This is a genomic window from Rubrivivax rivuli, assembly GCF_004016505.1.
Taxonomy (GTDB): Bacteria; Pseudomonadota; Gammaproteobacteria; order Burkholderiales; family Burkholderiaceae_C; genus Rubrivivax; species Rubrivivax rivuli.
In genome coordinates, this window is record NZ_SACR01000002.1 from 866,020 (window position 1) to 879,438 (window position 13,419).

12 protein-coding genes are annotated in these 13,419 nt (G+C 69.6%); 8 read left to right on the forward strand and 4 right to left on the reverse strand.

Features of this window, described 5'->3' with window-relative positions:
- The first annotated feature begins 2 nt into the window (after window positions 1-2).
- The 6 genes from aroQ to EOE66_RS08490 are packed head-to-tail and all read left to right on the forward strand — an operon-like array spanning window position 3 to window position 5,266.
- On the forward strand, window positions 3-446 hold the full coding sequence (aroQ, locus tag EOE66_RS08465; RefSeq protein ID WP_128228210.1) for a type II 3-dehydroquinate dehydratase: 444 nt from the start codon (window positions 3-5) through the stop codon (window positions 444-446).
- 60 nt (window positions 447-506) lie between these two features.
- Window positions 507-968, forward strand: a complete 462-nt coding sequence (gene accB, locus EOE66_RS08470; protein ID WP_128228211.1) for an acetyl-CoA carboxylase biotin carboxyl carrier protein — start codon at window positions 507-509, stop codon at window positions 966-968.
- A gap of 14 nt (window positions 969-982) precedes the next feature.
- Window positions 983-2,332: an acetyl-CoA carboxylase biotin carboxylase subunit gene (accC, locus tag EOE66_RS08475; protein WP_128228212.1), complete on the forward strand. Its 1,350-nt coding sequence runs from the start codon at window positions 983-985 to the stop codon at window positions 2,330-2,332.
- Between the two features lie 7 nt (window positions 2,333-2,339).
- Window positions 2,340-3,248 carry a 50S ribosomal protein L11 methyltransferase gene (gene prmA, locus EOE66_RS08480; protein WP_128228213.1) on the forward strand — a complete coding sequence of 303 codons (909 nt, stop codon included), beginning with the start codon at window positions 2,340-2,342 and terminating at the stop codon, window positions 3,246-3,248.
- A gap of 19 nt (window positions 3,249-3,267) precedes the next feature.
- Window positions 3,268-4,290 (forward strand): zinc-ribbon and DUF3426 domain-containing protein, encoded by a 1,023-nt coding sequence (locus EOE66_RS08485; RefSeq protein ID WP_128228214.1) that lies wholly within the window; start codon window positions 3,268-3,270, stop codon window positions 4,288-4,290.
- A 55-nt stretch (window positions 4,291-4,345) separates the two neighbouring features.
- The gene (locus tag EOE66_RS08490) at window positions 4,346-5,266 is read left to right on the forward strand and encodes a carbohydrate kinase family protein (RefSeq protein ID WP_128228215.1); all 921 of its coding nucleotides are present in this window, start codon (window positions 4,346-4,348) and stop codon (window positions 5,264-5,266) included.
- 64 nt (window positions 5,267-5,330) lie between these two features.
- Here EOE66_RS08490 and fba read toward each other — a convergent pair whose 3' ends face one another.
- Window positions 5,331-6,395: a class II fructose-bisphosphate aldolase gene (fba, locus tag EOE66_RS08495; protein ID WP_128228216.1), complete on the reverse strand. Its 1,065-nt coding sequence runs from the start codon at window positions 6,393-6,395 to the stop codon at window positions 5,331-5,333.
- 265 nt (window positions 6,396-6,660) lie between these two features.
- Here fba and EOE66_RS08500 point away from each other — a divergent pair, with 265 nt between their 5' ends.
- Window positions 6,661-7,704, forward strand: a complete 1,044-nt coding sequence (locus tag EOE66_RS08500) for an STAS-like domain-containing protein (RefSeq protein WP_164885034.1) — start codon at window positions 6,661-6,663, stop codon at window positions 7,702-7,704.
- Entirely contained in the window at window positions 7,701-8,510 is an 810-nt protein-coding gene (locus EOE66_RS08505) for a DUF481 domain-containing protein (protein WP_128228218.1), read from the forward strand. Before EOE66_RS08500 ends, EOE66_RS08505 begins: the two co-directional genes overlap by 4 nt.
- 98 nt (window positions 8,511-8,608) lie before the next feature.
- Here EOE66_RS08505 and EOE66_RS08510 read toward each other — a convergent pair whose 3' ends face one another.
- From EOE66_RS08510 to EOE66_RS08520, 3 genes are all read right to left on the reverse strand, one after another.
- Window positions 8,609-9,319: a PEP-CTERM sorting domain-containing protein gene (locus EOE66_RS08510; RefSeq protein WP_128228219.1), complete on the reverse strand. Its 711-nt coding sequence runs from the start codon at window positions 9,317-9,319 to the stop codon at window positions 8,609-8,611.
- 200 nt (window positions 9,320-9,519) lie between these two features.
- Window positions 9,520-10,950 carry a pyruvate kinase gene (pyk, locus tag EOE66_RS08515; RefSeq protein WP_128228220.1) on the reverse strand — a complete coding sequence of 477 codons (1,431 nt, stop codon included), beginning with the start codon at window positions 10,948-10,950 and terminating at the stop codon, window positions 9,520-9,522.
- Between the two features lie 76 nt (window positions 10,951-11,026).
- Window positions 11,027-13,345, reverse strand: a complete 2,319-nt coding sequence (locus EOE66_RS08520; protein ID WP_128228221.1) for an NADP-dependent malic enzyme — start codon at window positions 13,343-13,345, stop codon at window positions 11,027-11,029.
- Between the last annotated feature and the right edge of the window lie 74 nt (window positions 13,346-13,419).

The following is a 13,419-nucleotide window of genomic DNA, read 5'->3' on the forward strand; positions in this document are numbered from 1 at the left end:
ACATGAGCCTGCTCGTCCTCAACGGCCCCAACCTCAACCTGCTCGGCACCCGCGAGCCGGAGGTCTATGGCCGCACGACGCTGCCCATGATCGAGGCAGAACTGCAGCAGATGGCTGCAGATGCCGGTGTGGCCCTGCATTGTTTCCAGAGCAACCACGAAGGCGCGCTGATCGACCGCATCCAGGCCGCGCGCGGGGACGGCACGCGCTTCATCCTGATCAACCCGGGTGGCCTCACCCACACCAGCGTGGCGCTTCGCGACGCGCTGGCCGGCGTGGCGCTGCCTTTCATCGAAGTGCACATCAGCAATGTGCACGCGCGCGAGGCCTTCCGCCGCCACTCCTACCTGTCAGAAATCGCCGTCGGCGTGATCTGCGGGCTGGGGGTGGACGGCTACCGCCTGGCGCTGCGCCACGCGCTCGGCCGGCTACAGTCCGCCGCCTGACCCTTCACCCGAACCCGCCCACCGGCCGCAGAGCCGGGGCCTGACACCGAGGACCCTTCCATGGATCTGAGAAAACTGAAGACGCTGATCGACCTGGTCAGCGAGTCGAACATCTCTGAGCTGGAGATCACCGAAGCCGAAGGCAAGGTGCGCATCGTCAAGGCCGGCACCGCCGTGGCCGTGGCCGCCCCGGTGTATGCACCGCCCGCGCCCGTGGCCGCACCGGTGGCCGGTGCGGCGCCCGCCGCGGCCGCGCCCGCCGCACCCGTGGCCGAAGCCGCGCCGGAAGGCAAGGTCATCAAATCACCGATGGTCGGCACCTTCTACCGCGCGGCCAGCCCGGGCGCCAAGGCCTTCGCCGAGCTGGGCGACCAGATCAAGGTGGGCCAGCCGGTCTGCATCATCGAGGCCATGAAGATCATGAACGAGATCGAGGCCGACTGCGAAGGCAAGGTGCTGCGCATCCTGTGCGAGAACGGGCAAGCCGTCGAGTTCGGCCAGCCGCTCTTCATCGTCGAATGAACGGGAACTGACCCGTGTTCAAGAAGATCCTGATCGCCAACCGCGGCGAAATCGCCCTGCGCATCCAGCGCGCCTGCAAGGAAATGGGCATCAAGGCGGTGGTCGTCTACTCCGAGGCCGACCGCGAAGCCAAGTACGTGAAGCTGGCGGACGAGGCGGTGTGCATCGGCCCGGCGGCTTCGTCGCTGAGCTACCTCAACATGCCGGCCATCATCAGCACGGCCGAGGTGACCGACGCCGAGGCCATCCACCCCGGCTACGGCTTCCTGAGCGAAAACGCCAACTTCGCCGAGCGCGTGGAGATGAGCGGCTTCACCTTCATCGGCCCCACGCCCGAGAGCATCCGGCTGATGGGCGACAAGGTCAGCGCCAAGCAGGCCATGATCAAGAGCGGCGTGCCTTGCGTGCCGGGCAGCGAAGGCGCCCTGCCGGAAGACCCGAAGGAGATCATCAAGATCGCCCGCAGCATCGGCTACCCGGTGATCATCAAGGCCGCCGGCGGCGGCGGCGGGCGCGGCATGCGCGTGGTGCACACCGAGGCCGCGCTCATCCACGCCGTGCAGACCACGCGTGCCGAGGCCGGTGCCGCCTTCGGCAACCCGCAGGTCTACATGGAGAAGTTCCTGGAGCGGCCTCGCCACATCGAGATCCAGGTGATGGCCGACCAGCACAAGAACGCGGTGTGGCTGGGCGAGCGCGACTGCAGCATGCAGCGACGCCACCAGAAGATCATCGAAGAGGCGCCGGCGCCGGGCATCCCGCGGCGTGTCATCGAACGCATCGGCGACCGCTGCGCCGCCGCCTGCAAGAAGATCGGCTACCGCGGCGCCGGCACCTTCGAGTTCCTGTTTGAGGACGGCGAGTTCTATTTCATCGAGATGAACACGCGCGTGCAGGTGGAGCACCCGGTGACGGAGATGGTCACCGGCATCGACATCGTGCAGATGCAGATCCGCGTGGCGGCCGGCGAGAAGCTGCCCTTCGCGCAGCGCAACATCGAGATGCGCGGCCACGCCATCGAGTGCCGCATCAACGCCGAAGACCCCTACAAGTTCACCCCGTCGCCAGGCCGCATCAGCCTGTGGCACCCGCCGGGCGGGCCGGGTGTGCGCGTGGATTCGCACATCTACACGAACTACTTCGTGCCGCCGAACTACGACAGCATGGTCGGCAAGATCATCTGCCACGGCGACACCCGCGACCAGGCCCTGGCGCGCATGCGCACGGCGCTGAGCGAGACGGTGGTCGAAGGCATCCAGACCAACATCCCGCTGCACCGCGAGCTGATGGCCGATGCCAAGTTCATCGAAGGTGGCACCAGCATCCACTACCTGGAAGGCTGGCTCGGGCAACACACCCGCTGACCCCGCCATGTTTGAACTTGTCTTGCGCGCCCCGGCGGACGTGGTGGAACCGCTGTCCGACCTGCTGATGGACGAGCTGGAATCGCTGTCGGTCAGCGTCGAGGACGCCGATGCCGACACCGAGTCCGAGCGCGCGCTCTTCGGCGAGCCGGGCATGCCCGCGCCTGCTCCGGGCTGGGAGCGCAGCACGCTGAAGGCCCTGTTCGACAGCGAAGCCGCGGCCGAGCAGGCGGCCACGCTGGCGCTGGCGCACTTCGGCGAGCAAGGCGCGCACGTGCAGGCCCTGCACCGCGTGGAAGAACAAGACTGGGTGCGGCTGACGCAGAGCCAGTTCGCGCCGGTGGAGATCACGCCCGAGTTCTGGGTGGTGCCGAGCTGGCACGAAGTGCCGCCAGGCGCGAAGCACGTGATGCGGCTCGACCCGGGCCTGGCCTTCGGCACCGGCACGCACCCCACCACGCACATGTGCCTGCGCTGGCTCGCGCGCAAGCCCGAGACCGCCGACCTGAGCCGCGTGCTCGATTACGGCTGCGGCAGCGGCATCCTCGCGCTCGGCGCGGCGGTGGTGGGTGCCGGCTTCATCGACGCGGTCGACATCGACCCCGCCGCCGTTCAGAGCACTCGCGACAACGCCCAGCGTAACGGCGTCCCCGCCACCACGCTGGCCGCCGGCTTGCCGGCGCAGGCACAAGGCCAGTACGGCGTGGTGCTGGCCAATATCCTGGCCACGCCCTTGAAGCTGCTGGCGCCGCTGCTGGCCGGCCACGTCGCGCCGGGCGGCTGGCTGGTGATGGCCGGCATCCTGGAACGCCAGGCCGAGGAGATCACCGCCGCCTACGCGCCCTGGCTCGACGTGCAGGTGGCCGACCAGCAGGAAGGCTGGGTGCTGATGTGCGCCCGCCGCCCCGCCGCCTGACACGCTGAAGGGCCGCACGATGGCATCCGGCATGGCCACCCGCTGCACCGCGTGCGGCACGGTTTTCCGTGTCGTGCCCGACCAGCTGCGCGTGTCCGAAGGCTGGGTGCGCTGCGGCCGCTGCTCGGAGGTGTTCAACGCCGCCGAGGCCCTGCTCGACCTCGACACCGGCGCCCCGCGCGGGCCGCTGGAGGGCGGTGCGGCCCCGCGCACGGGCGCACGACCGGGCTACAGCCGCAGCCCCGCACCCGCCGGCCCACCCCCGGCCCTGGCCGATTTCGGCTTGCCGATGCCGCCGCCAGCCCCTGCCGCTCGGCCAGCGCCACCCCCGCCTGCGCCTCCCGCCGAGGAAGACGTGTTCTTGGACGGCAACGAGCCCGTGCCGACCATGGACCAGGCCGTGTCGCGATTCGCGGCCGATGCCGCCGCCGAACCGGAGTTTCGGTCCGCGGCCGTCGGGCCCGAGCCCGACAGCGCCGCGGCCCCCGCAGAAGACATCAAGGCCGACCCGCGCCCCATGGCCGGTGCCACGCCCTCGTTCGTGCGCCAGGCCGAGCGCGCCGCACGCTGGCGCCGCCCTCAGGTGCGTGCCGCGCTGGCCGTGGGCGTGGTGCTCGGCGGCGTGCTGCTGGCGGCCCAGGTGGCCTTGACCTACCGCAGCCTGGTGGCTGCACGCTTCCCGGCGCTGCGGCCCGTGCTGCAGGCCGCCTGCCAGCCGCTGGGCTGCCAGGTGGGGCCGGCGCACGTCATCGAGAGCCTGGTGGTGGAGAGCAGCGGGCTGGTGCGCGTGGAGAAATCGAGCATCTACAAGCTCAGCGTGGCGCTGCGCAACCGCGCCGAGCTGGAGGTGGCGATGCCCGCGCTGGAACTCTCGCTCACCGACAGCCAGGGGCAGCTGGTGGCCCGCCGCGTGCTCACCGCGGGCGAACTCGGCGTGAACCAGGCCACGCTGGGCGCCGGGCGCGAACTGGCCGTGCAGGCCACACTGCGCGCCGCCACCGCCCCGGTGGCCGGCTACACCATCGAACTCTTCTACCCCTGACGGCGCTGCGCGCGCCGTCGGCCGCTTTCCCCTTCCACGCCCTTCTGGAGCGCCCATGCCCGCCTTGATCTGCGGTTCCCTCGCCTTCGACACCATCACCACCTTCCCGGGGCGCTTTGCCGACCAGATCATGGCCGACCAGGTGCACATCCTGAACGTCAGCTTCCTGGTGCCCACGCTGCGACGTGAATTCGGCGGTTGCGCCGGCAACATCGCCTACAACCTGCAGGCGCTCGGCGGCCAGCCGGTGATCCTGGGCGCCCTGGGCGTGGACGGTGGCGAGTACCTGGCCCGTGTGAAGGACTGGGGCGCCGACGTCTCGCTGATCCACCGCGACACCCACCTGCACACCGCGCAGTGCCACATCACCACCGACCGCGACAACAACCAGATCGCCGCCTTCCACCCGGGCGCGATGAGCCGGGCCCACGAGGTGGTGGTGCCGCCCAAGAGCGTGCGCACCGACCTGGCCATCGGCATCATCGCGCCCGACGGCCGTGACGCGATGTGGCAGCACGCCCACCAGCTGGCCGCGCAGAAGATCCCCTTCATCTTCGACCCCGGCCAGCAACTGCCGCAGTTCAACGGCGACGAGCACCGCGAGATCCTCGGCCTGGCCAGCTGGCTGGCCGTGAACGACTACGAAGCCCGCATGCTGCAGGAGCGCACGGGTGAAGACGCCGCCACCATCAGCCGCCGGCCGAACATGCAGGGCGTGGTGGTGACGCTGGGCGAAAACGGCTGCGAGCTGTGGATCAAGGGCGAGCGCACGCACGTGCCGCCGGTGGAGGCGCGCCGCGTGGTCGACCCCACCGGCTGCGGCGACGCCTTCCGCGCCGCGCTGCTCTACGGCCTGGAGCGCGGCTGGTCGCTGGAGCGCTGCGCCAAGCTGGGCAACCGCCTGGGCGCGCTGAAGATCGCCGAGCGCGGGCCGCAGAACCATGCCATCGATCCCATGCTGATCGGCTCCGTCTGAGCGGCCACAAGGCAAGAAAAAAGGGGCGCCGCGGCGCCCCTTCTTCATGGCCGTTCGGCCCGGCTCACTGCACCATCTGCGCCAGCTCGCCGCTGGCGTAACGCCGCGCCACTTCGCTCATGGCCATGGGCTTGATCTTGCCGGCCTGGCCCTCGCAGCCGAACTCCATGTAGCGCTGCTTGCAGATCTTGTACGCGGCTTCGCGCGCCGGCTTGAGCCACTCGCGCGCGTCGAACTTGTCGGGGTTCTCGGCCATGAACTTGCGCACCGCGCCCGTCATCGCCAGGCGGATGTCGGTGTCGATGTTGATCTTGCGCACGCCGTGCTTGATGGCTTCCTGGATCTCTTCCACCGGCACGCCGAAGGTCTCTTTCATCTTGCCGCCGTACTGGTTGATGATGGCCAGCAGCTCTGCCGGCACGCTGGACGAGCCGTGCATCACCAGGTGCGTGTTCGGGATGCGCTTGTGGATCTCTTTCACGCGGCCGATGGCCAGGATGTCGCCCGTGGGCTTGCGGCTGAACTTGTAGGCGCCGTGGCTGGTGCCGATGGCGATGGCCAGCGCGTCGAGCTGCGTGGCCTTCACGAAGACGGCGGCTTCCTCGGGGTCGGTCAGCATCTGGCTGTGGTCGAGCTTGCCTTCGGCGCCGATGCCGTCTTCTTCGCCGGCCTCACCCGTCTCCAGGTTGCCCAGGCAGCCGAGTTCACCTTCCACCGTCACGCCCACGGCGTGGGCCATGTCCACCACCTTGCGCGTGACCTCGACGTTGTAGTCGAAGCTGGCGGGCGTCTTGCCGTCGGCCTGCAGGCTGCCGTCCATCATCACCGAGCCGAAGCCCAGCTCGATGGCGCCCTGGCAGATGGCCGGCGTCTGGCCATGGTCCTGGTGCATCACCAGCGGGATGTGCGGGTAGGCCTCCACGGCTGCCTGGATCAGGTGCTTGATGAAAGCTTCACCGGCGTATTTGCGGGCGCCGGCACTGGCCTGCAGGATGACAGGCGCGCCCACTTCGTGCGCTGCCGTCATCACGGCCTGCACCTGTTCGAGGTTGTTCACGTTGAAGGCCGGGATGCCGTAGCCGTTTTCGGCGGCATGGTCGAGCAGCTGGCGCATCGAGACGAGAGGCATGGAAGAACTCCAGGAGTGATGAAGCGGGCACCGGCGCGGCAGCGCGCCACAGGCGACAGGGAAACAGGCGAAAAACCGCCGCTGTAACCGGCCTGAAACTGCGCCGCATTCTAGGGCGCCACCCCGCGCCGGCCGGCAGAGCGCCCACCGGCCGCGGACATGAACTGGCGGCTGAACGTGCCGCTTTTCGCGCTCAAGCCCCGGCCTCCAGGCACCGACACTTCCGCCCATGCCGGCCGTGGGGCCGGCGTCACCGATGCATGCCATGGCCCGCTACGACCTCGCCCCGCTGACGCAATGGATCACCGCCGCCGCCGTGCAACACGGCCAGGCCTTGCCGGCCCACCTGATGGCCCGCCTGGGCATCAGCCGGCGCCGCGCCAACCTGCTGCTCAGCAAGCTGGTGGCCGCGCAATGGCTGCTGAGCACCGGCACCCCGCGCAAGCCGCAGCATGCGCCCGGTGCCTTGCGCCAGGTGGTGCAGCGCTACCCCTTGGCGGGGCTGGAGGAAGACACCCCCTGGCGCCGCGACTTCGCCCCCTTCTTCGACTTGCCGGCCCCGGTGCAGCGCATGGCCCGCCACGCCTTCACCGAACTGCTGAACAACGCGGCCGAGCACAGCGGCGGTACGCAGGTCACGGTGTCGATGCGCCAGACGCCGCTGCAGCTGCAGTTGCTGGTCAGCGACGACGGCTGCGGCGTGTTCGAACGCATCGGCCAGAGCTTCGCCATCGACGACCCGCTGCTGGCCATGCTGGAGCTCAGCAAGGGCAAGCTCACCAGCGCGCCCGAGGGCCACTGCGGACACGGGCTTTTCTTCACCTCGCGCCTGGCCGATGTGTTCGACCTGCATGCCAACCACGCCGCCTTCCAGTGCCGCGCCTGGGAAAACCGCCCCTGGCGCGCCGGCCGGCCCGTGGCCCGGCAAGGCACCAGCATCTACCTGGCGATTGCGCTGGACACCACACGCACGCTCGACGGCGTGCTGCGTGCCCACAGCGTGGACGCCGGCTACCGCTTCGACCGCACCGTGGTGCCGCTGCACCTGCTGGGCGGTGCCGAGCAGGCGCTGGTCAGCCGCGCCGACGCGCGCCGTGTTGCCGCGCGCCTGGGCGAGTTCCGACGTGCCGACATCGATTTCTCGGGCATCCACGACATCGGCCATGGCTTTGCCGACGAGCTGTTCCGCGTGTTCCCGCGCAACAATCCGGCGCTGCAACTGGTGCCGGTGGGCATGAACCGCGACGTGCAGGCCATGGTGGCCAGTGTCGGCCCGGCCATGGCCGCCGGCGCACCCTTGAGCGCATGACACTCCCCAGCCGGCCCGCCTTCCACCTTCTTCGCCCCCTTCTCGGCACCGCCGGCCTGCTGCTGGCCCTGGCCCTGGCCCCGGCTTCCGGGATGGCCCAGGTGACCGTCAAGCCCGACGGGCAATGGCGCTCGCTCACCACCGCAGGCCTCACCGTCAACAGCGGCAACACCCGCACCACGGCCCTGAACCTCGGCCTGGACGCCGTGCGCGCCACCGAGAGCAGCAAGTGGTCGGCCACCGGCCAGTTGCTCTACACCGACAGCAGCGGCCGCATCACCGGCAAACGCGCGCTGGTGAGTTCACAGTACAACGGCGACATCGAACCCTGGCGGCGAACGTTCGGCTTCGTTCAGGCCGCCGGGCTCACCGACCGGCCGGCCAACACCCGCGAGCGACTCACCGTCACCACCGGCATGGGCCTGCACCTGCTGAAGGCCCAGAACGAGTTCTGGGATGCCTGGGCCGGCCTTGCGCTGGCGCACGAACGCTACGTGCGGCCTGTGGCCCCGCGGGGTGACGGCGCGCTGCGCCGCGAGCTCACCGACCTGGGCCTCGTGCTCGCGCAAGAGGCCAACCTGCGCCTGAGCCCGAGCACCACCTTGCGCCAGAAGCTCGTGTTGCTGCCCAGCCTGCGCGAGAGCGGCCTCGTGCGCACCGAGTTCGACGGCCAGGTGTCGGTGGCGATCAGCGAGCGCGTGAACCTCAGCAGCGGCCTGAGCCTGCGCCACATCACGCGGCCGGCGCCCGGGCTGCGGGCCACCGACCTGGCGCTGGTGACGGGGCTGTCACTGCGCTACGACTGAGCTTCGCGGCGCTGCAGGCCCGCCGCCGGAAAAACAAAAACGGGCCCGCAGGCCCGTCTTCAGCACCCCGGCCCGCAAGCCGGGAAGCGCAACCTTGCTCAGGCCTTGCGGCGACGGGCCAGGCCCACCACGGCCAAGCCACCGGCCAGCATCAGGGCCCAGGTGCCGGGCTCGGGCACCAGGCTGCCTTGCACGATGAAGGGGAACTCCACGCCCAGGCCATCACCCGCATCCACCACACTCGTGAAGGGGGCGTTGGCCAGGCTCTGGCTTGCGTTGCCGAAAGCGCCGTCGGCCGTGGGCGGCTGCCACGGGCCCGAGGCCAGGGTGCCGGTGATGCCCCAGCGCAGCCAGTAGTTGCCGGGCGCCAGGTTGAAGTCAGCCACGTTCAGGTCCAGGCGGAAGATGGCGCGGTTGGTGTCGGTCAGCGTCGTCGCGGTGACGCGGTAGCCCGCCAGACCGCCATTGGCCGGGGCGCCCGAGCCCGAAGCCACCACGGTGCCGGTGTTCACGTCACCGGCGACGACACTCCAGGTCAGCCCGGTGAAAGTGAAGGCGCTGGCGGCACCCGTCTGGTAACTGAAGAAGCTCAGGCTTTCCACCGTCCAGCCCGGCCCGGTGACGGTGAAGTCGTCGGCGACGAGATTGGGGATGTTGCCCTGCGCGCCGGCACCGAAGAGGGTGCCACCGGTACGGATGACCGAAATGGGCGGCGTGCCCGAAGCGGCGGCCCCGTTGTTGAACAGGTCAACCGCTTGCGCCGAACCGGCGCTGGCAGCGATCAGACCCAAGGCAATGATCTTCTTCATGGCTCACTCCTGGCTGTGTGGGGAAGGTGGCCTCGACCCGGCACTGCTGTGCCGCGCTCCCGGGCCCGCTCGGATGCGAAGCCTGACGCTAGCCCCGCACCACCGCCGCCACAAGGCGCCCGACTCCCGCGAACCCGGGGGTGGGGGGCCCGACCCCCCCTAGTTTCGAAGCACCCAGGGCGCCAGGGGCACCCATCCGCTCACTTCACCTGGCAGACCTTGAGCATGTTGGTGCCCCCTGGGTAGCCCATGGGCTCGCCGCAGGTGATGGCGTAGGTGTCGCCAGGCTTGAGCACGCCGCGCGCCACCAGCACCTGTTCGGCCTCGGCCAGGGCCTGGTCGCGGTCGTTGTGGGTGGGCATCAGGATGGGCTGCACGTTGCGGTACAGCGCCATGCGGCGCTCGCTCTGCTGCTTGTGCGTGAGGCCGTAGATCGGCACCTGGATGTTGTGCCGGCTCATCCACAGCGCGGTGCTGCCGCTCTCGGTGAGCGCGATGATGGCCTTGCAGCCCAGGTGGTGCGCCGTGAACAGCGCACCCATGGCGATGCTCTGGTCGATGCGCCCGAAGTGGCGCTGCATGAAGTCGTCCTTGAAGTTGACTTCTTCGGCGCGCTCGGCCTCCAGCGCGATGGCGGCCATCTGCTCCACCGTCTCCACCGGGAACTTGCCGGCGGCGGTCTCGGCGCTCAGCATCACCGCGTCGGTGCCGTCCAGCACCGCGTTGGCCACGTCGCTGACCTCGGCACGCGTGGGCACGGGCGCGAGGATCATGCTCTCCATCATCTGCGTGGCCGTGATGACGACCTTGTCGAGCTGCCGCGCCATGCGGATCATGCGTTTCTGCAGTGCCGGCACGGCGGCGTTGCCGACTTCCACCGCCAGATCGCCGCGCGCCACCATGATGCCGTCGCTGGCCTTGAGGATGGCCTCCAGGTGCGGGATGGCCTCGCTGCGCTCGATCTTCGCGATCATCGCCGGCTTGTGGCGCGTGGACTCGCCGGCCACGTTGGCCAGCTGGCGCGCCATCTCCATGTCGGTGGCGTTCTTCGGGAAGCTCACCGCCAGGTACTCGCACTGGAAGGCCATGGCGGTCTTGATGTCCTCCATGTCCTTGGCCGTGAGCGCCGGCGCCGTGAGGCCGCCACCGGCCTTGTTGATGCCCTTGTTGTTGCTGAGTTCGCCGCCCAGCACCACGCGCGTGTGCACCTGCTCGCCACGCACGGCTTCCACGGTCAGCTTGATGAGGCCGTCGTTCAGCAGCAGCGTGTCGCCGGGGCGCACGTCGCGCGGCAGTTCCTTGTAGTCCAGGCCCACGGCCGTGAGGTCGCCGGGCTCGGTGCGCTGCGCGTCCAGCACGAAGGCGGCGCCCGGCTCCAGCATCACCTTGCCTTCGACGAACTTGCCGACGCGGATCTTCGGGCCCTGCAGGTCGGCCATCAGCGCGATGGGCTTGCCGACCTTGGCGGCCACCTCGCGCACGAGGTTCGCGCGGTCGATGTGGTCCTGCGCCTTGCCGTGGCTGAAGTTCAGCCGCACCACGTCGACGCCGGCGCGCAGCAGGCGCTCGAGCACGCCGGGGTCGCTGGAAGCCGGGCCGAGGGTGGCGACGATCTTGGTGGCGCGCATCATGAGGGGGCTGTCTCCGGCTTGCAGGGTTCTCGGCCCATTATCGGCCGCGCCCTGGCACGGCAGTTTCAGCGCGGTTTCAGCCCGCCGCCGCGTCGGCCACCGCCAGTGCCGTCATGTTGACGATGCGGCGCACCGTGGCGCTGGGCGTGAGGATGTGCACCGGCCTGGCCGCGCCCAGCAGGATGGGCCCGACCGTCACGCCCTGTCCGCCCGTCATCTTCAGCACGTTGAACAGGATGTTGGCGGCGTCCAGGTTGGGCAGCACCAGCAGGTTGGCGCTGCCGCTGAGCGTGGTCTCGGGCAGGTAGCCGCGGCGCACGCTTTCGCTGAGCGCGGCGTCGCCCTGCATCTCGCCATCGCTTTCCATGCCGGCCGGCGCGCGCTCGCGGAAGAGCGCGTGCGCCTGGCGCATGCGCTGCGCCGAGGGGCGGTTGGAAGAACCGAAGATCGAGTGCGACAGGAAGGCCACCTTGGGCGGCACGCCGAAACGCTGCACCTCGGCCGCGGCCATCAGCGCGATGTCGGCCAGTTCTTCGGCACTGGGCTCTTCGTTGACGAAGGTGTCGGTGATGAAGAGTGTGCGGTCCTCCAGCATCAGCGCGTTCATGGCCGCCATCACGTGCGCGCCCTGCTTGCGGCCGATGACGTGGCGCACGTGCTCCAGGTGGCTGTCGTAGCGGCCCACCAGGCCGCAGACCATGGCATCGGCCTCGCCGCGGCGCAGCATCAGCGCACTGATCAGCGTGTTGCTGCGGCGCACGGCGGCCTTGGCCACCTCGGGCGTGACGCCGTCGCGCGCCATCAGGCCGCGGTAGGTCTCCCAGTACTCGCGGAATCGCGGGTCGTTCTCGGGGTCGCAGATCTCGAAGTCGCGTCCTGCCTGCAGGCGCAGGCCGGCGCGTTCGATGCGCATCTTCACCACCTCGGGGCGGCCCACCAGGATGGGCTGCGCCAGGCCCTCTTCCTTCACCACCTGCAGCGCGCGCAGCACACGTTCGTCTTCGCCTTCGGCGTACACCACGCGGGCTGAACCCTGGTCGCGCCGCGCCTTGGCCGCCGCGAACACCGGGCGCATGAACATGCCGGTCTGGTAGACGAAACGCTCCAGCCCCTGGCGGTAGGCCTCCAGGTCGAGGATGGGTCGCGTGGCCACGCCGCTTTCGGCCGCCGCTCGCGCCACCGCCGGCGCAATGCGAAGGATCAGGCGCACGTCGAAGGGCGTGGGGATCAGGTACTCGGGCCCGAACTTCAGTTCCTTGCCCTGGTAGGCGGCTGCCACCTCGTCACTCGCTTCGGCCTTGGCCAGCGCGGCGATCTCGCGCACGCAGGCCAGCTTCATGGCCTCGGTGATCTTGGTGGCGCCGCAATCGAGCGCGCCGCGGAAGATGTAGGGGAAGCAGAGAACGTTGTTGACCTGGTTGGCGTAGTCGCTGCGCCCGGTGGCGATGATGCAGTCGGGCCGCGCGGCCTTGGCCAGTTCGGGCCGGATCTCGGGCTCGGGGTTGGCCAGCGCCAGGATGATGGGCTGGCGCGCCATGCTCATCACCATCTCCACGCTCAGCACGCCGGCGGCGCTGCAGCCGAGGAAGACATCAGCGCCGTTGACCACATCGGCCAGCGTGCGCGCCGTGGTCTTCTGGCAGTAGCGCTGCTTGCTCTCGTCGAGCTTGCCCGCCTTGGCGTCTTCGCGCTCGCTCTGGATGACGCCCTTGCTGTCGCAGACGAAGATGTTTTCGCGCCGCACGCCCAGGCCCACCATCACGTCCAGGCAGGCGATGGCCGCGGCACCGGCGCCGCTGACCGCGAGTTTCACCTCGCCGATGGCCTTGCCCACCAGTTCCAGGCCGTTCAGCAGCGCGGCGCTGCTGATGATGGCGGTGCCGTGCTGGTCGTCGTGGAAGACGGGGATGTTCATGCGCTCGCGCAGCTTCTTCTCGATGTAGAAGCACTCGGGCGCCTTGATGTCTTCCAGGTTCACGCCGCCGAGCGTGGGCTCCAGCGCGGCGATGATCTCGATGAGCTTGTCGGGGTCGCGCTCGGCGAGTTCGATGTCGAAGACATCGATGCCGGCGAACTTCTTGAACAGGCAGCCCTTGCCTTCCATCACGGGCTTGCCGGCCAGCGGGCCGATGTCGCCCAGGCCCAGCACCGCGGTGCCGTTGGTGACCACGCCCACCAGGTTGCCGCGGCTCGTGTAGTCGTGCGCCAGCGCCGGGTTCTCCTGGATGGCCAGGCAGGCGTAGGCCACGCCGGGCGAGTAGGCCAGGCTCAGGTCGCGCTGGTTGGACAGCGGCTTGGTCGGCGTGACGGAGATCTTGCCGCGCGTGGGGGCGCGGTGGTATTCCAGCGCTGCGTCGCGCAGCAGGCTTTCGGCGTCTGAAAGCTTCTGGGCCATGTTCGTCTCCGTGGCATTCGTAGGAATGCCACGGAGGTTACTGCGGAACCCTGCAGGGGCCGCCGGTGCGACCC

What these genes read in the sequence shown, in the direction of transcription:
- fba (WP_128228216.1), bottom strand. Translation starts at nt 6,395, where the DNA reads ATGCCTCTCGTCTCGATGCGCCAGCTGCTCGACCATGCCGCCGAAAAC.
- accB (WP_128228211.1), top strand. Translation starts at nt 507, where the DNA reads ATGGATCTGAGAAAACTGAAGACGCTGATCGACCTGGTCAGCGAGTCG.
- prmA (WP_128228213.1), top strand. Translation starts at nt 2,340, where the DNA reads ATGTTTGAACTTGTCTTGCGCGCCCCGGCGGACGTGGTGGAACCGCTG.
- EOE66_RS08485 (WP_128228214.1), top strand. Translation starts at nt 3,268, where the DNA reads ATGGCATCCGGCATGGCCACCCGCTGCACCGCGTGCGGCACGGTTTTC.
- EOE66_RS08505 (WP_128228218.1), top strand. Translation starts at nt 7,701, where the DNA reads ATGACACTCCCCAGCCGGCCCGCCTTCCACCTTCTTCGCCCCCTTCTC.
- EOE66_RS08510 (WP_128228219.1), bottom strand. Translation starts at nt 9,319, where the DNA reads ATGAAGAAGATCATTGCCTTGGGTCTGATCGCTGCCAGCGCCGGTTCG.
- EOE66_RS08500 (WP_164885034.1), top strand. Translation starts at nt 6,661, where the DNA reads ATGGCCCGCTACGACCTCGCCCCGCTGACGCAATGGATCACCGCCGCC.
- EOE66_RS08520 (WP_128228221.1), bottom strand. Translation starts at nt 13,345, where the DNA reads ATGGCCCAGAAGCTTTCAGACGCCGAAAGCCTGCTGCGCGACGCAGCG.
- EOE66_RS08490 (WP_128228215.1), top strand. Translation starts at nt 4,346, where the DNA reads ATGCCCGCCTTGATCTGCGGTTCCCTCGCCTTCGACACCATCACCACC.
- aroQ (WP_128228210.1), top strand. Translation starts at nt 3, where the DNA reads ATGAGCCTGCTCGTCCTCAACGGCCCCAACCTCAACCTGCTCGGCACC.
- pyk (WP_128228220.1), bottom strand. Translation starts at nt 10,950, where the DNA reads ATGATGCGCGCCACCAAGATCGTCGCCACCCTCGGCCCGGCTTCCAGC.